Origin of the sequence: Bradyrhizobium sp. 149 (assembly GCF_023073915.1) — a bacterium.
Lineage (GTDB): Bacteria > Pseudomonadota > Alphaproteobacteria > Rhizobiales > Xanthobacteraceae > Bradyrhizobium.
In genome coordinates, this window is the sequence record NZ_JADPKK010000019.1 from 29264 (window position 1) to 48170 (window position 18907).

The window sequence follows — 18907 nt, forward strand, 5'->3', positions numbered from 1 at the left end:
ACGGCGCCGGACGCGCCGTCCGCAAGGCAGGCAATCCTCACGCCTTCTCCGGCGAAACCTCGAGCTTGCCGGCGATGTAGCGACGCTCCTGGGTCAGGCCGCCAAAGCCGTAGGCGTCGCCCTTGACCTCGTCGACGTGCAGATAGGTCTCGGGATGCAGCGGGCCCAGGATCCCGGCCATGCGCTTGAACATCGCGGCGAGATAGGCGGCCTTCTCGTCCTTGGTGTTGGTGCCTTCGCTGACGTGGATGTCGATCCAGTAGCTCGCCAGCTTTTGCTCGGCGAGCGACTTGCCGCCGGCGAACCAGGCGCCCGCCTCGACTGGTTTCACGATGATGGCGGTAACCTCAGGATCCTTGTGCAGGATTTTTGCTGTGAGCTCGGACACGGCGCTCGCGATATCGGCCTTCAGCGACGGCGACTGGCGCGAGGTGGTGTAGGACACGGTGATCAGCGGCATGGTCGTTCTCCTCAGAATGTCGCGCGGGGTTCGTGCGGCGTTGACGAGAAGCTAGACCTCCCGCCGTCATTTTGGTACCTTATCTTTGTTGATACTAGTGATAAGATATCATAATGACAGCAACACTCGACATCGCCACCGTCCAGGCTTTCCTGCTGGTCGCCGACCTCCAGAGCTTTACCCGCACAGCCGAGGCACTCGGCACGACCCAGGCGGCGATCAGCCTCAAGCTGCAACGGCTGGAAACGCTGCTCGGAAAGCGCCTCGTCGAGCGCTCGCCGCGCGCGGTCCGGCTCACGGCGAACGGCGCGACGTTCCTCGATCGCGCCCGCGCACTGATCGCGGCACATGACCGCGCGCTGTCGGGCGAGGCCTCAGTCGCGCAGTCGCTCTCGCTCGGCATCTCCGACCATGCTGCGGGGCCGGAACTGATACCGCTGCTTGAACGGCTGCACGCGATGTCTGCGAATCTCATGCTCGCCGTCACGATCGGCTTCTCGCGCGAGATGCAGGAGGCCTATGACGCTGGCCAGTTGGATGCGGTGATCGTGCGCCAGGAAGGCAGCCGGCGCGGCGGCGAGAAGCTGGCCGAGGACGAGTTCGGCTGGTTCGCGTCAAGACACTTCTCTCTGCCGAAAGGCGAACAGCTGCCGCTTGCGACGCTCGCCCCGCCCTGCGGCGTCCGCGCCATCGCCGTGCGCGCGCTCGACAAGGCCGGCTTCGCCTGGCGCGAGCGTTTTGTCGGCGGCGGCGTCACCGCGGTGGTCGCAGCCGCGCTTGCCGGACTTGCGATCGCGCCACTGGCGCGGCGGATTGCACCTCCCGGACTGGCCGATATCGGCCCCGCCCACAAGCTGCCTAAACTCGGCAGCTCGAAGGTGATGCTGCATTCGAAGGTCAGCGATCCCGTCAAGCTGAGGGCGCTGCGCGCGGTGGCCGCGACGTTTCGGAGCGTGGCGGCCGTCTGACGCCGCACGGCTTTACGACATTGCCTCGAACGCCCTGTGAGCGTCTGCTGGCTTGCGTCCTGCATACGGGACCCGATATTTGCCTAAAAAGGTTCCAGATTCGGGGAACAATCCGCCCCCTGCGGCGTTTGATCCGATCGAGGCAGGGTCCGGGAATGGTCGAGAAGTTCAGTCAGCAGAGAGACTTGTTCGAAAGCGAACGCAGTTTCCGCCTGTTGGTTGAAGGGGTTGCGGACTACGCCCTGTACATGCTCGATCCCACCGGGATCATCACCAGCTGGAATATCGGCGGCGAGCGCATCAAGGGCTATTCGCCCGCGGAGATCCTCGGCCAGCACTTTTCCCGTTTCTACACCGAAACCGACCGCGTCAACGGCAAGCCTGCCCGTGCCCTCGGCATCGCACGGGAAAAGGGCCGCTATGAGGAGGAAGGCTGGCGCGTCCGCAAGGACGGCACCTTCTTCTGGGCGAGCGTCGTGATCGATCCGATCTATGAGGACGGCAAGCTGGTCGGCTTCGCCAAGATCACGCGCGACATCACCGAGCGCCGCAACACCCAGATCAAACTCGAGGCGATGCAGAAGCAGCTCGCCGAATCCCAGAAGTTCGATGCGCTCGGCCAGCTCACCGGCGGGGTCGCCCACGACTTCAACAATCTCCTGATGATCATCAGCGGCAGCCTCCACATGCTGAAGCGAGGAGCCGACGACGAGGCCAAGCTTCAGCGCGCGATCTCGGCGATCGAGACCGCCACCAAGCGCGGCGCGGCGCTGACCAACCAGCTTCTCACCTTCGCACGGCGGCAGAGCGTCAATCCGCAGGCGATCGACTTGGCCGACCGTATCGCGGCGATCCGCGAGGTGCTCGATGCCGGGGTCGGCAGCTCCGTGCGCCTGGGCTTCGACATCAGCGCCGACGTCTGGCCGATCAAGGCCGACGTCTCCGAGCTCGAGACCGCGCTGCTCAACCTCGTGATCAATGCCCGCGACGCCATGCCCGACGGCGGCACGGTGACGATCGGCGCGCGCAATCTCGTGCTCGACGAGGCGCCCCTCGCCGGCGAATTCATCGCGATCGACGTCACAGATACCGGGTTCGGCATTCCCTCAGACGTTCTCGACAAGATCTTCGAGCCGTTCTTCACGACCAAGCCGATCGGAAAGGGCACCGGCCTCGGTCTCTCCCAGGTGCACGGCTTCGCCCATCAGGCCGGCGGCACGGTGCAGGTCGCGAGCACGCTCGGCAAGGGCACGACCTTCACGATCCTCCTGCCCCGCGGAGAAGACACACCATCGCGCGAGGCGGCGGGAGAACCGGCGTTCCAGGGCAGCGGCACGGTGCTGCTGGTCGAGGACAATCCGGACGTCGCGCTCGTCAGCATCGGCCTTCTGGAGCAGCTCGGTTACCAGGTGCGCCGGGTGGCCGACGCCGAGGCCGCATTGCGCGAGATCGAGAAGAACGGCGTCGATTTCGTGTTCTCGGATATCGTCATGCCCGGCAAGATGGACGGGCTCAGCCTCGCCCATCACCTCCGCCAGATCCGCCCCGGCCTGCCGATCCTGCTCGCTACCGGCTACAGCGAGGTCGCCGCCGGCGTGCGCGGCGATTTCCCGATCCTGCGCAAGCCCTACGAGATCCACGAATTGAGCGAAGCGATCGCCAAGCTGCCGCGGTGAGTCTTTAGCTAGCCTTTCGGCACCTACACCGTCGGCAACACCGAAAACGCCTCCCCTGCCCGGCGCAAGTTCAGCTCGTCGACGTCGGCCGTCTCGCTGGTGACGCTGTCTACGCGCGAGGACGGCGGGCCGTGGCGGCACAGCGCAACCATGTCGGCGACGTGCTTCGGCGATCCCGCGAACAGCGCTTCGACGCTGCCGTCGCGGCGGTTGCGGACCCAGCCTTCGAGGCCGCACGTCGTCGCCTGGTGCTCGACCCAGGCACGATAGCCGACGCCTTGCACGCGGCCGCGGATGGTGACCTGGAGGATCGCCCGGCTCATGTTTTCAGTCCGAGGACATCGGCGCTGCGCGCCTTGACGTCGGCCTCGCGCGTGACGCGGCTGGTCAAGTCCGACGATGGCAGGCCTTTGAGATTCTTCGGCGCAGTGCCGTCGCGCAGCGCCTTCTGCGTCTCGTAGACGGCTTGCGTTGCGGCCGCGATCGGCGCGTGGCCCTGAAGCGCGATGCGCACGCGCTGGCTAGCGAGATAATCGAGCACGTTCAACTCTTCTGGCGCACCGCCCAGCACGATCGGGAGGCGCGTCGCAGATGCGATCGCCTCGAGTTCGGCGCGCGACTTGATGCCGGTAAAGAACAGAGCATCGACGCCGGTGGCCTCATAGGCCCGGGCGCGGCGGATCGCATCCTCGATCGAGGTGATCGCGGCCGCACCGGTGCGACCCATGATCACGAGCGAGGGATCGCCGCGGCCGTCGAGTGCCGCCTTCATCTTGCCGACGCCCTCCTCCAGTGAGATCAGCTGCGTCTTCGCCTCGCCGAAGCCAGCCGGCAGCAGCGTGTCCTCGATAGTGAGGCCGGCGGCGCCCGCCGTCTCCAGCTCCTGCACCGTGCGGCGCACGTTGAGCGCATTGCCATAGCCGTGATCGGCATCAACCAGCACCGGAAGTGCTGCCGCACGCGACATCCGCCGCATCTGCTCGGCCAGCTCGGTGAGCGTGATCAGCGTGATATCGGGGTCGCCGAGCACCGCGAGCGAAGCCACCGAGCCGCCAAACATGCCGAGCGGGAAACCGAGATCCTCGGCGATGCGGATCGAGATGGCGTCGTAGACCGAGCCGGGATGGACGCAAGTCCCGCCCGACAGGATCGATCGCAGTTTTTCGCGGCGGGAACGAAAGGCCATGGCGCCCTCTCAACTGTTGCGACGCAGCCGCAACATACTCCGTCATTGCGAGCGCAGCGAAGCAATCCAGAATCTTTCCGCGGCGGCAGTCTGGATTGCTTCGCTGCGCTCGCAATGACGGCGCCTGTGGCGCCGCCAGTAATCTTACAACGCCTACGCAAACTCCAAAATCAGCGCGTCCACCGCGAGCGTCGCGCCGGCGCTGGCGTGGATCTTCTTCACCGTGCCGTCCTGCTCGGCGCGCAGCACGTTCTGCATCTTCATGGCTTCGACCACCGCGAGCGTCTCGCCCGCCTTGACCTCCTGCCCTTCGGTCACCGCGATCGAGACCACGAGACCGGGCATCGGACAGAGCAGCTTCTTGCCGGTATCGGCCGCCGTGGTCACCGGCATCAGCCGCGCCGAGGCTGCTTCCGCTTCGGTCCAGACATAGACCGGCACCTCGACGCCCTGATGCGCGAGGCGGATGCCGTTCGCGATCGGACGCACCTGCACCGCGACGACGTGCCCGTCGATTGTGCCCTGCCAGACCGGATCGCCCGGCTTCCAGCGCGACTGCAACGGATGCGAATGGCCGGTCTTGCCGTCGGCATCGACGAAACGCACCGCGACCGCCTCGCCCTCGCGCGCGATCTCCAGCAGGATCTCCTGTCGGTCGAGCCAGACCGCACGGCGACGCTCGCGCTGAACGATGCGGCCGCCCATCTGGCCCGAGATCTGCCGCTTGCGCTCGCCGAGCACGTGATCGATGGCGGCGCCGACCGCGGCAATCCTTCGTGCGACCTCGCCTTCCGGCATCCGCGCCGCAAAGCCCTTGGGAAATTCCTCGGCGATGAAGCCGGTGGAGAGCCGGCCCTCGCGCCAGCGCGGATGGTTCATCAGTGCCGACAGGAACGGGATGTTGTGACGGATACCGTCCACATAGAACGAGTCCAGCGCGGTGGCCTGCGCCTCGATCGCGGCCGCGCGCGACGGCGCGTGGGTGACGAGCTTGGCGATCATCGGATCGTAATGGATCGAGATCTCGCCGCCTTCCTGCACGCCGGTGTCGTTGCGCACGGTGATGCCGTCCTGGCTCGCTTCCGCCGGCGGACGGTATTTCACCAGACGCCCGATCGAGGGCAGGAAGTTGCGGAACGGGTCTTCGGCGTAGAGACGCGACTCCACTGCCCAGCCCGTCAGCGTGACGTCCTTCTGCGTGATCGCGAGCTTCTCGCCGGCGGCGACGCGGAGCATCTGCTCGACGAGATCGACGCCGGTGACGAGCTCGGTGACGGGATGCTCGACCTGGAGGCGCGTGTTCATCTCCAGGAAGTAGAAGCTCTTGTCCTGCCCCGCGACAAATTCGACGGTGCCGGCAGAGTCGTAATTCACGGCCTTGGCGAGTGCGACGGCCTGCTCGCCCATCTTGCGGCGGGTGGCTTCGTCGAGCAGCGGCGACGGCGCTTCCTCGATGACCTTCTGGTTGCGGCGCTGGATCGAGCATTCGCGCTCGCCGAGATAGATCACGTTGCCGTGCTTGTCGCCCAGCAGCTGGATCTCGATGTGGCGGGGATCGACGATGAACTTCTCGATGAAGACGCGGTCGTCGCCGAACGAGGCCTTGGCCTCGGCCTTGGCGAGGTTGAAACCCTCTGCGACCTCTGACGTCGAATGCGCTATGCGCATGCCCTTGCCGCCGCCGCCGGCGGAAGCCTTGATCATCACGGGATAACCGATCTCGTCGGCGATCTTGACCGCGTGCTTGGCGTCCTCGATGACGCCGAGATAGCCGGGCACGGTCGAGACTTTGGCTTTCGCGGCGGCCCTCTTGGATTCGATCTTGTCGCCCATCGCCGCGATCGCGCCCGGGTTGGGGCCGATGAAGACGATGCCGGCCGCCTCCAGCGCGCGCGGAAACGCCTCGCGCTCGGACAGGAAGCCGTAACCCGGATGCACGGCCTCGGCGCCCGTCTTGCGGCAGGCTTCCACGATCTTCTCGATCACCAGATAGCTCTCGGCCGCCGCCGGCGGGCCGATCAGCACGGCCTCGTTGGCCATCTCGACATGGAGGGCGTCGCGGTCGGCCTCGGAATAGACCGCGACCGTCTGAACTCCCATGCGGCGAGCGGTCTTGATGACCCGGCAGGCGATTTCGCCGCGATTGGCGATCAGAATGCGTTTGAACATGCTTTTCTTGAGTCTCGACCTTGGGCGGGACCCTTCCCTGGCCGTTGGAGCCTATGGGACGGGCCGTGTGGCTCCCGTGGTACATCAAAATAGGCCGGAGGCAACGGTCAAAATCCGGCCCCTCTGGCGTACCAGCGCAAGACCGAAATGGGCCCGGCAGCCCCCGACGGCCTACGGCGTCCCGGCCTTGGCTTTGTCCTTGGCCACGTCCCGGACGAGCCCGTGAATGAAGCCGAGCTTGCCGACGACGGCCGGCGAGAGGATGAACGGATAGAGGTCGCGCATCCCCATGGCGCGGTTGACGCTGTTCATGGCGAAGGTGAAGGGCAGCCATGCGCTGACGATCGCTTCGACGTCCCTCGCCTCGTAAGGGTTGAAGCGGATGCGCGTCGTCAACTCCCCGTCGCGGTCGACCTTGGGACGCACCTCCATGCCGAATTCCGAGGCCATCTCCAGGGTGTCGACGATGTGGAGATAGTGCGCCCAAGTTTCGGCGAAATCCTCCCAGGGATGCATGGTCGCGTAGGCCGAGACGTAGTTCTGCTGCCAGTCCGGCGGGGCGCCTTCGGCATAATGGCGCTGCAATGCCTGGCCGTAATCGACGGAATCGTCGCCGAACACGGCGCGGCATTCATCCAGCTTGCCACCGTCGCGCACCAGCACATCCCAGAAATAGTGCCCGACCTCGTGGCGGAAATGCCCAAGCAGCGTCCGGTAGGGCTCACCCATCTCCAGCCTGCGCCGCTCGCGCTCGATGTCGTCGGTCTCCGTCAGCGCGATCGTAATCAGGCCGTTGTCGTGACCGGTCAGGACCTTCTGCCCGCTCTGCGGATCGTCAGCGAGGAAATTGAAGATCAGGCCGTGTTCGGGATTGTCCTGCCGGGTCTGGAGCGGCAGCTTCCAGCGGATCAAGGAATAGAACAGCCGGTGCTTCGCCACCTCCAGCTCGCGCCAGCCGGCGAGTTGCGCCTGATCCGACAGATCCGGCACGATGCCGTTGTGGCGGCAGGCGCGGCAATAGCCGGTGGTATCACCTGCGTCCGTCAGCCAGTTGCAGGAGTCGTGTTCGGCATTGCTGCACAGCATGCGGCTTTCGCCTTTGGTGGCCAGCGTCCTCCAAGCTCCACCTTGAGCCTCTCCGTCGGGCTCGATCGCCGACATCGTCTCCTTCTCCGGCAGGAACGCGACGCGATGGCCGCAGCGTTCGCAGGCGCGGTTCTCGAAATAGAGAACGTTGCGGCAGGCCTGGCAGACAAAGAGCTTCAAGTTCTAGCCTCTTCGGAAAAGGGAGTTTTTTGTGAATGAAAGTTGTGCTCCCCGCAGATACGCGCGCGGAGGGCTCATCGTTCCAAGGTTCGGAACAAATAGCCAGACCCTGCGTTCGTTCATGCCCGTCGCTGCATTCGGCGACGTCTTTCCTTCCAATTCCCTTTTTGAACAATGGCCATCACGCTTCGTCTGTGTGAATATCGGTCGGGCACGTGCGCTCTCGCATCACAACGGCCGACGCCTTGACCGATCCTTTGCCCGAGACCATCGCCGCAGAAAGGCTGCGCCAGCACCTGGAAGACGTCGCGCGCGAGCGCGACAACGCCTATCGTGCGCTCCAGGAGCGCGAAGCCGAGCTTGCGCGCATCCAGCGCATCGGCAAGGTCGGCGGTCTCGAAGTCGACTTCCGCGAAGGCTTCAAGAACCGCCGTTCGCCGGAATATCTGCTGCTCCACGGCCTGCCGCCGGAAGCCGCCGGCGAGTCGCACGAGGACTGGATCAATCGCATTCATCCGGACGACCGGGACGCCACGGTGAGGCACTTCTTCGATGCGCTGTCCGGCAGCAGCGAGGACTACACCGCCGAATACCGCATCATCCGCCCCAGCGACGGCGAGATCCGCTGGATCCGCGTCGTCGCCAAGATCGAGCGCGACGATGACGGCCGCGCCCTCCGCCTCGTCGGCGCCCATATCGACGTCACCGACCAGATGCTGGTGCGCGAGACCCTGCGCGAGAGCGAGGAGCGCTTCCGGCTGATCGCCGACAGCGCGCCGGTACCGATCTGGGTCACCAAACTCGACCGCACACGGTCCTTCGCCAACCAGGCCTATGTCGATTTCGTCGGCCTGCCCTACGACCAGGCGATTGCCTTCGACTGGCGCAAGGTGCTGCATCCGGACGACCTGCCGCATGTGCTGCAGCAGTCCGTCCAGGGCGAAGCATCGCTCAAGCCGTTCGTGCTGGAAGCGCGCTACAAGAACGCCGCCGGCGAATGGCGCTGGCTGCGTTCGGAATCGCAGCCGCGTTGGGACCCGACCGGCAGGCACATCGGCTTCATCGGCGTTGCCCATGACATCACCGTGGCCAAGCAGGCCGAGATCGAGCTCCGGCAGCTCAACGAGACGCTGGAAGAACGCATCGTCGAGCGCACCGCCGAGCTCGAATCCAACGAGGCGCGGCTGCGCGCGATCCTGGCGACCAGCAACCAGTATCAAGGCCTCGTCAATCTCAGGGGCGAGCTGCTTTACGCCAACAAGACCGCACTGGACGGCATCAAGGCGAGCTCTGCGGACGTGATCGGAAAGCCGTTGTGGCAGACACCCTGGTTCAGCGCAACGGAGGGCATGAGCACGCTGGTGCGCGAGGCCTTCGACACCGTGCTCAAAGGCGAAGCTGTGCGGCTGGAGATGCGCCTGCGCCTTCCCGTCGGCGAGCGCGATTTCGAGTTCGGCATGCGCCCGGTGCTCGACCGCCACGGCAACATCACGGGCGCGGTGCCCGAGGCGGTGGACGTCACGGAGCGCCGCCGCGGCGAGGAAGCGCTGCGGCAGTCGCAGAAGATGGAGGCGATCGGCCAGCTCACCGGCGGCGTCGCGCACGACTTCAACAATCTGCTCACCATCATCCGCTCGGCCACCGATTTCCTGCGCCGCCGCGAGCTGCCGGAGGAGCGCCGCCGCCGTTATGTCGACGCCATTTCCGATACCGTCGAGCGTGCCTCCAAGCTGACAGCACAGCTGCTGGCGTTTGCGCGCCGGCAGCCGCTGAAACCGCAGATCTTCAACGTCGGCAGCCAGGTCGAGGGCGTTGCGCAACTGATCAGGCCGCTGGTCGGTGGCCGCATCGAGATCGCGGTGGAGGTTCATGATGCCAACTGCTTCACGGTCGCCGATATCGCGCAATTCGAGACCGCGCTGATCAACCTCGCGATCAACGCCCGCGACGCCATGGACGGCGAAGGCCGCCTCACCATCGCGGTCCGAAAAGTTCAGGGCATCCCTACCCTGCGCGCGCAATCGGCGCGCGGCGGCGACTATGTCTCGATCTCGGTCGCCGACACCGGCAGCGGCATCGCGCCCGAAAACATCGAGGCCATCTTCGAGCCGTTCTTCACCACCAAGGAGGTCGGCAAGGGCACCGGCCTCGGCCTGAGCCAGGCCTTCGGCTTCGCAAAGCAGTCCGAGGGCGACATCGCCGTGACGAGCACGCATGGTGAAGGCGCGACCTTCACCATCTATCTGCCGCGAGCGCAAAGCCCCGCCACGGACCAGGAAGCGGCGGCGCTGACCCATGAGGCCACGGCCACCGGGCGCGGTTATCGCGTGCTCGTGGTGGAAGACGATGACGAGGTCGGCCGCTTCTCCACGGAGCTGCTGGAAGACCTCGGCTATGTCGTCCGCCGCGCCGCCAACGCCAATGCGGCGCTGGCCATCCTCGGCGAGAACGAGTTCGCCGTCGACCTCGTCTTCTCCGACGTCATCATGCCCGGCATGAACGGCGTGGACCTCGCCGGCATCATCCGCGAACGTTATCCGGGCCTGCCCGTCGTGCTCACCTCCGGTTACAGCAACGTGCTCGCCGAGAACGCCGATCGCGGTTTCGAGCTGATTCAGAAGCCGTATTCGGTGGAATCGCTTTCGCGCATTTTGCGTAAGGCGATCACGGCAAAACTGTCGGTGACGCGGTGAGAGAAATCTCGTGAAACCCGCCCTCCTCTCGGCCTGGCAGATTTGGGCACTGCTCTCCGCCTGCTTTGCGGCGCTGACTGCGATCTTCGCCAAGGTCGGCGTCGAGAACATCAATCCGGATCTGGCGACGTTCATCCGCACCATCGTGGTGCTGCTCGCCTTCTCGGTGCTGCTGTTCTTCAGCGGGCAGTTTGCCGTGCCCTCGGCGGTCTCGTCGAAGACCTGGCTGTTTCTGGTGCTGTCAGGGCTTGCGACCGGTGCGTCCTGGCTGTGTTATTTTCGCGCGCTGAAGCTCGGCCCCGCGACGCTGGTGGCGCCGATCGACAAGCTCAGCGTCGTGCTCGTTGCCCTGTTCGCGTTCGCCTTTCTCGGCGAGCGTCCGACCGCACAGGGCTGGCTCGGCATCGCCATGATCGGCGCCGGCGCGGTGCTGCTGGCGGTCAAGTTTTGAGGAGCCTTCCGATCCGCGGAACCAGACCGGCATCACGAGGGTTGCTGGCGGGGCGATTTTGAGCCTCGATCGAGAGCGCGATGTCGAGTCAAAAGCCCCATCAAGATGCCGATCAGGCAAAGCGTGCAGGGCGCGCGCTGGATGCGGCGAATTTTTTCCTCGCCGACGTCCGCGACGGGCTCGGCCCCTATCTCGCCGTCTATCTCCTCACCGAGCAGCATTGGGACGAGGCCAGGATCGGCCTTTTCATGTCGATCGCGACGATCGCCGGCATCGTGGCGCAGACGCCGGCGGGGGCGCTGGTCGATGCAACCCGGTCCAAGCGGCTGGTGATGGTCGTCGCCGCCACCATTGTGACGTTCGCCTCGTTGTCGCTACCGCTTTTTCCGAGCTTCCTGCCGGTCGCAATCTCGCAAGGCATGGCGCAGGCCGCCGCCGTGGTGTTTCCGCCGGCGATTGCTGCCGTCTCGCTCGGATCTTTGGCCATGCCGCTTTCACCCGGCGGATCGGCCGCAACGAGACATTCAATCACGCCGGCAATGCGGCCGCAGCCGGGCTCGCAGGTCTCTCCGCCTATTGGTTCGGCGCAGCCGTCGTGTTCTACATTTTCGGCGCCATGGCGATCGCGAGCCTCGTCAGCATCCTTGCGATTTCCGCCCGCGCCATCGATCACGATCTTGCCCGCGGGTTGCACGATGCCCATCCGGGCGACCAACGAGACCATCTCTCGGGCCTCAGCGTGCTCCTTACCTGTCGTCCCCTGCTCGTGTTCGCAATCTGTGTCCTGCTCTTCCATCTCTCCAATGCCGCGATGCTACCTCTTGTCGGGCAAAAGCTCGCCTTGCAAGACGAGAACATGGGCACCAGCTTGATGTCGGCCTGTATCGTTGCGGCGCAATTGGTGATGGTACCGTTCGCAATGCTGGTCGGCGCAAAGGCCGACCGTTGGGGCCACAAGCGCTTCTTCCTCGCCGCGCTCCTGATCCTGCCGCTTCGGGGCGCCCTCTATACGTTCTCCGACGATCCGTACTGGCTGGTTGGGGTGCAGCTTCTTGATGGGGTCGGCGCCGGCATTTTTGGCGCGATCTTTCCCGTCATCGTTGCCGACCTCATGCGCAACACCGGCCGCTTCAACGTGGCGCAAGGCATCGTCATCACCGCCCAGAGCATTGGGGCGGCGCTGTCGACGACACTGGCTGGCTTCGTCGTGATCCGCGCGGGCTACAGCGCGGCGTTCCTCACGCTTGGCGCAGTCGCAGCGATTGGCGCAGTTGCCTGTCTTGTCGCCCTGCCCGAGACGCGGCAAATCGCAGATGGCGGTCCGCGGCCGCGGGGGAAGACAGCGGCATCGGCTTCCGCTATCGCTGCCGAATGAGCCTTGCCATTTCGAGGACTAAACGTGCCGTCTGACGCCATCTGGGCCTGGAGCATCATCGTAGCCGCGACCGCAGGCGTCATCATCCGACCCTTCCGGCTGCCCGAGGCGATCTGGGCCGTGATCGGCGCTGGCGCGCTCGTGTTACTCGGCTTGCTGCCGTGGCAGGATGCGTTGACGGGCATCGGAAAGGGCATCGATGTCTACCTCTTCCTGATCGGCATGATGCTGATCGCCGAGCTCGCCCGCCTCGAAGGCTTGTTTGATTACCTCGCGGCGCTCGCCGTGGAATATGCCGGCGGCTCGCCGCAACGGCTGTTCCTGCTGATCTACATCGTCGGCACACTCGTCACCGTTCTGCTCTCGAACGACGCCACCGCGATCGTGCTGACGCCGGCCGTCTATGCCGCGACGCGGGCGGCCGGCGCCAAGCCGCTGCCTTATCTCTTCGTCTGTGCCTTCATCGCCAACGCCGCGAGCTTCGTGCTGCCGATCTCCAACCCGGCCAATCTCGTCGTGTTCGGGGCGCGCATGCCTGAGCTGACCCAATGGCTGCGCCTGTTCGCCCTGCCCTCGGCGGCCTCGATCCTTTTGACCTACATCGTGCTGCGCCTGACCCAGCACCGCGCCCTGAAGGAAGAGACGATCGCGCGCCGCGTGCCGCATCCAAAGCTCGGCCGCGGCGGTAAGCTGACGGCAATCGGCATCGTGGCGATCGGCGTCGTGCTGGTCACGGCCTCCGCGCTGGACAAGCAATTGGGCCTGCCGACTTTCGTCTGCGGTGTGGTGACAGCGGCGATCGTGCTGCTGCTCAGCTGGCAATCGCCGCTACCCGTGCTGCGCGGCGTCTCCTGGAGCGTGCTGCCGCTGGTCGGCGGGTTGTTCGTTATGGTGGAAGCGCTGATCAAGACCGGCGTGATCGGGCAGCTCAGCGCGCTGCTGCATGAAGCTGTAGGGCAATCCGTGACGCAGGCGGCCTGGAGCGTCGGCATCGCCACCGCGATCGCAGACAACATCGCCAACAATCTGCCCGTCGGCCTCGTCGCAGGCTCGGTCGCCGCCAGCGATCATTTGCCCGCGGCGGTCGTCAGCGCCATCCTGATCGGCGTCGATCTCGGGCCCAATCTGTCGGTGACCGGTTCGCTCGCCACCATCCTGTGGCTGGTGGCGTTGCGGCGGGAGAAGATCGAGGTCGGCGCCTGGCCCTTCCTCAAGCTCGGGCTGTTGGTGACGCCGCCGGCCCTGATCGCGGCGTTGGCCGCCGCGATCAGGTAACGCGCGTCGTCAGTCGTTCTCGTAGCCGTAGACTTCCGGCAGGATGAAGATCGCGGCGAGCAATCCGATCAGCGGGAAGATCGCGACGTACAGCGTGGCATTCGCCTGCCCGATCGCAGCGAACAGCGTCGGGAACAGGAAGATCGCCAGGAACGACGGCAGCTTCACGAACATATAGGCGAAGCCGCTGGCGGTGCCGCGATATTTCGGCCTGGCCACCATGGTCGGGATCGTCATGCAGTTCGAGGCGTCCCAATAATGGCCCCACAGCATCGCGGCAGCCGCGAACGGCAGCAGGATCTTGTTGTCGGTGTAGAGCGCGAAAGCGGCGACCAGCAGCGAGACCAGCACGATCGAGAAGCCCGCGATCGAGATGCCGCGGTGACCGATCTTCGGCGTCAGCAGCGGACCGACCCAGCCCGACACGGCGGCGAAGGAAAATAGCGCCATCGTCACCAGATTGATGCCGAGCACGCTCGACACGCCGACCATGACAAAGAGCACCGGCAGGTAGAACGCGAAGGTCGAGAATTCGCTGGCCTGCGCGAAGCAGGCGATCCAGCCGTAGACCGTGGCGCGCCAGCGGATCGGGTCCTTCTTGAGGTCGGCGAGGAAGGCGCGGGTCGAAACCTTGGGCATCTCCACGTCATGGTCCGGCAGCATGGCGAGATCGTCGTTGAACATCTCGCGCGCGACCTGCTTGGCCTCGCGGTAGCGCCCCTTCTGAACCAGCCACACCGCCGTCTCCGGCACGTCGTGGCGCATCACCAGGATGATCAGCGCCGGCAGCGCGCCGAGGCCGAGCGTCACGCGCCACAGCATCTCGTGCTGCATGTCGATCAGCAGGAAGATCACGATGACGCCGATGGTGAGGACTTCACCAACCGCGAACATGAACTGCCAGCGGTTGCCCATCACTTCGCGCTCACCCTTGGCCATGGATTCCATGATGTAGGTGTAGCCGGTCGAGATATCCGAACCGAGCGGAATGCCGAGCAGGAAGCGGATCACGACGAGCCAGAAAACATTGGGCACGAAGGCCTGCGCCAATGCGAGCACGATGAACAATACCATCGTCACCAGGAACATGACGCGGCGGCCGATCTTGTCGGAGAGCCAGCCACCGAGCAGCGCGCCGATCAGGGCGCCGCCCTGCGTGCCGGCCGCGGCGAGGCCGAGCATCAGCGGATCGGGATTGTATTGCTCCTTGATGAAGATCAGCACGAAGGCGATCGAATAGAGATCCCAGGCTTCGACCAGGATCGAGGCCATCATCAGCCAACCGACCTTGTTGCCCTTGGGACTGTAGTTCGTGATGAGGTAGCGGACCGCGGCTTCGCTCGCGGTCGGTTGTGGCATCGCCATCGTTGACATGTCTGGTCCTCTTTTCAAACTCTCTTACGTGCCGAGCAGCGGCTCGATGCTGCAATCGAGCAGCCGCGGGTCGATCCCGGCCTCCATGCCCGTGAACATCTCACCCATGTAGTCGATCAGCGCATCGCTCGCCTTCACCGCGTCTTCGACCCGGCGATTGGCAACCGCATTGAGAATAGCGAGATGATGATCGATTGTTCCTGACAGCTCCCCCTGCCCCGGCATGAAGCGATGGTGGATGTAGCCGATGCGGCGGTAGAGCGTGTGCAGAGGCCGCAGCGTATGCACCAGAAACGGCTCGCCGGCCGCGTCCAGGACCAGCGCGTCGATGCGACGGTCGATACTGTTGAACTCGTCGAGGGTCAGGCTGGCGCGGCGCTCGCGCAACAGCCTGTCGATATGCAGCGCCTGATTGCGATGCGAGAGGCTGGCACGATCAGCCGCAAGCCGGATCACGAAGCGCTCGATGTCGCGGCGCAGGCCGAGCAGCATGCGCTCGCGCGCCAGATCGATCGGCGCAATGTGCAGGCCGTGGCGCGGGCGGATGATGATCAACGTATCGGCGGAGAGACGATTGACGGCGTGATGCACCGGCGTGCGGCCGAAGCCGGTGATGTGCTGCAATTCCAGCATCGTCATGAACTGGCCGGGCTTGAGCTCGCAATGGACGAGGAGCTCTTCGATCCTCTGATAGGCCAGCTCGAAGAAGTTGAGGCGGTTGCGCCGCGAGGGCTTGCCGTCGCCGTCGTCGTTCCTCACCACCTCGAGCGCGCGCTTGCGCCTTGCCATGTTGTCCTCTCCCCTTAGCCTGCGCCGCCGTTGCAGGGCGGCGCCTTGTTGGTGATATCCTTAAAACATGTTGTGATATATTACAAGCGGGCGTAAGACTCGCGCTTGCCCGCACCATGTTGCGGTGCGCAATGACAACAAGACGGCGCGGCGCGCGCCTGCGACGGGAGGACCATGGCTGTGAAGATCACGTCGATCGAGACGCTGCGCACCGAAGAATTCTCCAACGTCATCTGGGTGCGCGTCCACACCGACACCGGCATGATCGGTCTCGGCGAGACCTTCTACGGCGCCGGTGCAGTCGAGGCGCAGATCCACGACACCTTTGCCGGCCGCCTGCTCGGCCGCAATCCGCTGCACATCGAGGCGATCCACCGCGACATGCTGAACCTGCCGATGGCGCAGTCGTCCACCGGCGTCGAATATCGCGCGGCTTCGGCGATCGACATCGCGCTGTGGGACCTGTTCGGCAAGGTCTGCAATCAGCCGGTGCACCAGATGCTCGGCGGCCTCTGCCGTGACAAGCAGCGCATCTACAACACCTGCGCCGGCACCCAATATGTCCGCTCGACCAATATCAGCCCGGTCGCCAACTGGAATCTCGGTGCCTCCAAAAGTCCTTACGAGGATCTCGACGGTTTCATGCACCGCGCCGACGCGCTCGCAGAAAATCTGCTGGAGAGCGGCATCTCCGCCATGAAGATCTGGCCGTTCGATCCGGCGGCGCAGGAGAACAAGGGTCTCTACATCAGCGCCGCGCAGATGAAGCAGGCGATCGAGCCGTTCGAGAAGATCCGAAAAGCAGTCGGCGACAAGATGGAGATCATGGTCGAGCTTCATTCGCTCTGGAACCTGCCGACCGCAAAACAGATCGCGCGCGCGCTCGAGCCCTACAAGCCGACCTGGTACGAAGACCCCATCCGGATGAACTCGCCGCAGGCACTGGCCGAATACGCCCGCTGCACCGACGTCTGGGTCTGCGCCAGCGAGACGCTGGGCTCGCGCTTCCCTTACAAGGACATGCTCGACCGCGACGCCATGCATGTGGTGATGGCGGATCTGTGCTGGACCGGCGGCCTCACCGAGGGTCGCAAGATCGCGGCGATGGCCGAGACCTATCACCGGCCCTTCGCACCGCACGACTGCATCGGCCCGATCGGCTTCATCGCCGCCATCCACATGTCGTTCAGCCAGCCCAACACGCTGATTCAGGAATCGGTGCGCGCTTTCTACAAGGGCTGGTACAATGAGCTCGTCACCACCATGCCCACGATCAAGGATGGTTTTGTCTATCCAATGGAAGGCCCCGGCCTCGGCGTCGACCTTCTGCCCGCCGTATTCGACCGCTCCGATCTGACCGTGCGCCGTTCCAACGTCTGAGGATCATTTGAGATGAGCACCGCCCTCTTCGACCTTTCCGGCCGCACCGCGCTGGTGACCGGCTCCTCCCGCGGCCTCGGTCGCGCCATCGCCGAGGGCATGGCCAAGGCCGGCGCCAGGATCATCGTCAACGGCGTCGATCCCAACCGCGTCGAGCAGGCCGTCGCCGAATTTCGCGCCGCCGGTCATCAGGCCGAAGGCGCCGCGTTCAACGTCACCGACGAGCCCGCGATACTCGCCGCCTTCGAGAATCTCGACAAGAAGGGCATCGCCGTCGACATCGTCGTCAACAATGCCGGCATCCAGCACCGCAAGCCGCTGGTGGAGTTCACCACCGACGAGTGGCGCAAGGTGATCGAGACCAATCTCACCAGCGCCTTCGTGATCGGCCGCGAGGCGGCCAAGCGCATGATCCCGCGCAAGCACGGCAAGATCATCAATATCGGCTCGCTCGGCAGCGAGCTCGCGCGTCCGACGATAGCGCCCTACACCGCCGCCAAGGGCGGCATCAAGAACCTGACCCGCTCGATGGCGGTGGAATGGGCCCAGCATGGCATCCAGGCCAACGCGATCGGCCCCGGTTACATGCTGACCGACATGAACGAGGCGCTGGTCAACAACATCGACTTCAACAATTGGCTGATGGGCCGCGTTCCCTCCAAGCGCTGGGGCCGACCGGACGAGCTGGTGGGCGCCGCGATCTTCCTCGCGTCCGATGCGTCCACCTATGTCAACGGCCAGATCATCTATGTCGATGGCGGCATGATCGCTGCGATGTGATCCGAAACGCCCAGTGAGCCCGCCATGCGCGCCGTCGTCATTCACGCACCGAAAGATTTGCGGATCGACCTCTATCCGGATCCAGCGCCCGGTCCGGGCGAGGTCCGCGTCAAGATCGCCAATGGCGGCATCTGCGGATCCGATCTTCACTACTATCACCACGGCGGCTTCGGCGTCGTGCGCATCCAGCAACCGATGGCACTGGGGCACGAGATCGCGGGCGTGATCGCTGATGCCGGCGACGGCGTCACCGGCGTAAAGGCCGGCACCCGCGTCGCGGTCAATCCGAGCAAGCCGTGCGGCCAGTGCCTGCATTGCCAGGAAGGCATGCGCAACCAGTGCCTCGACATGCGCTTCCTCGGCAGCGCGATGCGCTTTCCCCATGTGCAGGGCGGTTTTCGCGAATTCATCACGGTCGATGCGACGCAGGCCGTTCCGATCGCGGACAAGCTGTCGCTGGCGGAAGCCGCGGTCGCCGAGCCGCTCGCTGTGTGCCTGCACGCCGGCAGGCAGGCCGGGCCCCTGCTCGGCAAGCGCGTGCTGATCACCGGCTGCGGCCCGATCGGCGCGCTGATGATTTTGGTCTCGCGCTTCGGTGGCGCAGCCGAGATCGTGGTCACCGATGTCGCGGAGGCGCCGCTTGCGGTCGCCAGGAAGCTCGGCGCCACGCACGCCATCAATGTATCGTCCAACGCCGCGGCGCTCGATCCCTGGCGCACCGGCAAAGGTGTGTTCGACACGCTGTTCGAAGCCTCGGGCAACCAGGCCGCATTGCGCACTGCGCTCGACGTGCTCAGGCCCGGTGCCACGCTGGTGCAGCTCGGCCTCGGCGGCGAGATGACGCTGCCGATCAACTCCATCGTCGCCAAGGAATTGCAGCTGCGCGGGACCTTCCGCTTCGATCCCGAGTTCGAGCTGGCCGTGCGGCTGATGGGCGAAGGCCTGATCGACGTAAAGCCGCTGATCACGGCGACCATGCCGTTCGAGAACGCGGTCGCAGCGTTCGAGCTCGCCAGTGACCGCTCGCAGTCGATGAAGGTGCAACTGACGTTCTGAGCCAGGTCA

15 protein-coding genes and 1 pseudogene are annotated in these 18907 nt (G+C 65.0%); 9 read left to right on the forward strand and 7 right to left on the reverse strand.

Annotated elements, in window-relative coordinates; all coding sequences use genetic code 11:
* Positions 1 to 37 precede the first annotated feature (37 nt).
* On the reverse strand, positions 38 to 460 hold the full coding sequence (locus IVA88_RS11660; protein ID WP_247497432.1) for a 4-oxalocrotonate tautomerase family protein: 423 nt from the start codon (positions 458 to 460) through the stop codon (positions 38 to 40).
* Positions 461 to 573: 113 nt separating this feature from the next.
* Here IVA88_RS11660 and IVA88_RS11665 point away from each other — a divergent pair, with 113 nt between their 5' ends.
* Both IVA88_RS11665 and IVA88_RS11670 read left to right on the forward strand, forming a co-directional pair.
* Positions 574 to 1428 carry a LysR substrate-binding domain-containing protein gene (locus IVA88_RS11665; RefSeq protein WP_247497433.1) on the forward strand — a complete coding sequence of 285 codons (855 nt, stop codon included), beginning with the start codon at positions 574 to 576 and terminating at the stop codon, positions 1426 to 1428.
* Positions 1429 to 1583: 155 nt separating this feature from the next.
* Positions 1584 to 3104, forward strand: a complete 1521-nt coding sequence (locus IVA88_RS11670) for a PAS domain-containing sensor histidine kinase (RefSeq protein WP_247497434.1) — start codon at positions 1584 to 1586, stop codon at positions 3102 to 3104.
* Between the two features lie 23 nt (positions 3105 to 3127).
* Here IVA88_RS11670 and IVA88_RS11675 read toward each other — a convergent pair whose 3' ends face one another.
* From IVA88_RS11675 to IVA88_RS11690, 4 genes are all read right to left on the reverse strand, one after another.
* Positions 3128 to 3427 (reverse strand): acylphosphatase, encoded by a 300-nt coding sequence (locus tag IVA88_RS11675; protein WP_247497435.1) that lies wholly within the window; start codon positions 3425 to 3427, stop codon positions 3128 to 3130.
* Positions 3424 to 4290, reverse strand: coding sequence for an isocitrate lyase/PEP mutase family protein (locus IVA88_RS11680; RefSeq protein WP_247497436.1), 867 nt, complete (start codon positions 4288 to 4290; stop codon positions 3424 to 3426). Before IVA88_RS11680 ends, IVA88_RS11675 begins: the two co-directional genes overlap by 4 nt.
* A gap of 153 nt (positions 4291 to 4443) precedes the next feature.
* The gene (locus IVA88_RS11685) at positions 4444 to 6459 is read right to left on the reverse strand and encodes an acetyl/propionyl/methylcrotonyl-CoA carboxylase subunit alpha (RefSeq protein ID WP_247497437.1); all 2016 of its coding nucleotides are present in this window, start codon (positions 6457 to 6459) and stop codon (positions 4444 to 4446) included.
* A gap of 171 nt (positions 6460 to 6630) precedes the next feature.
* Positions 6631 to 7725 (reverse strand): putative zinc-binding peptidase, encoded by a 1095-nt coding sequence (locus tag IVA88_RS11690; RefSeq protein ID WP_247497438.1) that lies wholly within the window; start codon positions 7723 to 7725, stop codon positions 6631 to 6633.
* Positions 7726 to 7940: 215 nt separating this feature from the next.
* Between IVA88_RS11690 and IVA88_RS11695 the strand changes: the two genes are divergently transcribed.
* The 4 genes and pseudogenes from IVA88_RS11695 (at position 7941) to IVA88_RS11710 (ending at position 13519) form a co-directional block, all read left to right on the forward strand.
* Positions 7941 to 10418: a PAS domain S-box protein gene (locus tag IVA88_RS11695; protein WP_247497439.1), complete on the forward strand. Its 2478-nt coding sequence runs from the start codon at positions 7941 to 7943 to the stop codon at positions 10416 to 10418.
* A gap of 10 nt (positions 10419 to 10428) precedes the next feature.
* A complete protein-coding gene (locus IVA88_RS11700; RefSeq protein WP_247497440.1) occupies positions 10429 to 10869 on the forward strand; it encodes an EamA family transporter in 441 nt (146 codons plus the stop codon).
* 80 nt (positions 10870 to 10949) lie between these two features.
* A pseudogene (locus tag IVA88_RS11705) lies at positions 10950 to 12244 on the forward strand (MFS transporter).
* Positions 12245 to 12268: 24 nt separating this feature from the next.
* The gene (locus tag IVA88_RS11710) at positions 12269 to 13519 is read left to right on the forward strand and encodes an arsenic transporter (protein WP_247497441.1); all 1251 of its coding nucleotides are present in this window, start codon (positions 12269 to 12271) and stop codon (positions 13517 to 13519) included.
* Between the two features lie 9 nt (positions 13520 to 13528).
* On the opposite strand, the gene IVA88_RS11715 is transcribed toward IVA88_RS11710, so the two are convergent.
* Positions 13529 to 14893 (reverse strand): MFS transporter, encoded by a 1365-nt coding sequence (locus IVA88_RS11715; RefSeq protein WP_247497442.1) that lies wholly within the window; start codon positions 14891 to 14893, stop codon positions 13529 to 13531.
* 24 nt (positions 14894 to 14917) lie between these two features.
* Positions 14918 to 15682 carry a GntR family transcriptional regulator gene (locus IVA88_RS11720; RefSeq protein WP_247497443.1) on the reverse strand — a complete coding sequence of 255 codons (765 nt, stop codon included), beginning with the start codon at positions 15680 to 15682 and terminating at the stop codon, positions 14918 to 14920.
* Positions 15683 to 15862: 180 nt separating this feature from the next.
* Here IVA88_RS11720 and IVA88_RS11725 point away from each other — a divergent pair, with 180 nt between their 5' ends.
* Genes IVA88_RS11725 through IVA88_RS11735 form a run of 3 tightly spaced genes read left to right on the forward strand, consistent with a single transcriptional unit; the run spans position 15863 to position 18898 of the window.
* Entirely contained in the window at positions 15863 to 17062 is a 1200-nt protein-coding gene (locus IVA88_RS11725; RefSeq protein WP_247498003.1) for a mandelate racemase/muconate lactonizing enzyme family protein, read from the forward strand.
* Positions 17063 to 17074: 12 nt separating this feature from the next.
* Entirely contained in the window at positions 17075 to 17842 is a 768-nt protein-coding gene (locus IVA88_RS11730; RefSeq protein ID WP_247497444.1) for an SDR family oxidoreductase, read from the forward strand.
* A gap of 24 nt (positions 17843 to 17866) precedes the next feature.
* Complete coding sequence (locus IVA88_RS11735; protein ID WP_247497445.1) at positions 17867 to 18898, forward strand: L-idonate 5-dehydrogenase; 1032 nt, start codon at positions 17867 to 17869, stop codon at positions 18896 to 18898.
* The last annotated feature ends 9 nt before the right edge of the window (positions 18899 to 18907 follow it).

Coding starts and splice junctions, on each gene's coding strand:
- IVA88_RS11715 (WP_247497442.1), bottom strand. CDS start 14,893: ATGTCAACGATGGCGATGCCACAACCGACCGCGAGCGAAGCCGCGGTC.
- IVA88_RS11720 (WP_247497443.1), bottom strand. CDS start 15,682: ATGGCAAGGCGCAAGCGCGCGCTCGAGGTGGTGAGGAACGACGACGGC.
- IVA88_RS11660 (WP_247497432.1), bottom strand. CDS start 460: ATGCCGCTGATCACCGTGTCCTACACCACCTCGCGCCAGTCGCCGTCG.
- IVA88_RS11670 (WP_247497434.1), top strand. CDS start 1,584: ATGGTCGAGAAGTTCAGTCAGCAGAGAGACTTGTTCGAAAGCGAACGC.
- IVA88_RS11665 (WP_247497433.1), top strand. CDS start 574: ATGACAGCAACACTCGACATCGCCACCGTCCAGGCTTTCCTGCTGGTC.
- IVA88_RS11675 (WP_247497435.1), bottom strand. CDS start 3,427: ATGAGCCGGGCGATCCTCCAGGTCACCATCCGCGGCCGCGTGCAAGGC.
- IVA88_RS11735 (WP_247497445.1), top strand. CDS start 17,867: ATGCGCGCCGTCGTCATTCACGCACCGAAAGATTTGCGGATCGACCTC.
- IVA88_RS11680 (WP_247497436.1), bottom strand. CDS start 4,290: ATGGCCTTTCGTTCCCGCCGCGAAAAACTGCGATCGATCCTGTCGGGC.
- IVA88_RS11730 (WP_247497444.1), top strand. CDS start 17,075: ATGAGCACCGCCCTCTTCGACCTTTCCGGCCGCACCGCGCTGGTGACC.
- IVA88_RS11685 (WP_247497437.1), bottom strand. CDS start 6,459: ATGTTCAAACGCATTCTGATCGCCAATCGCGGCGAAATCGCCTGCCGG.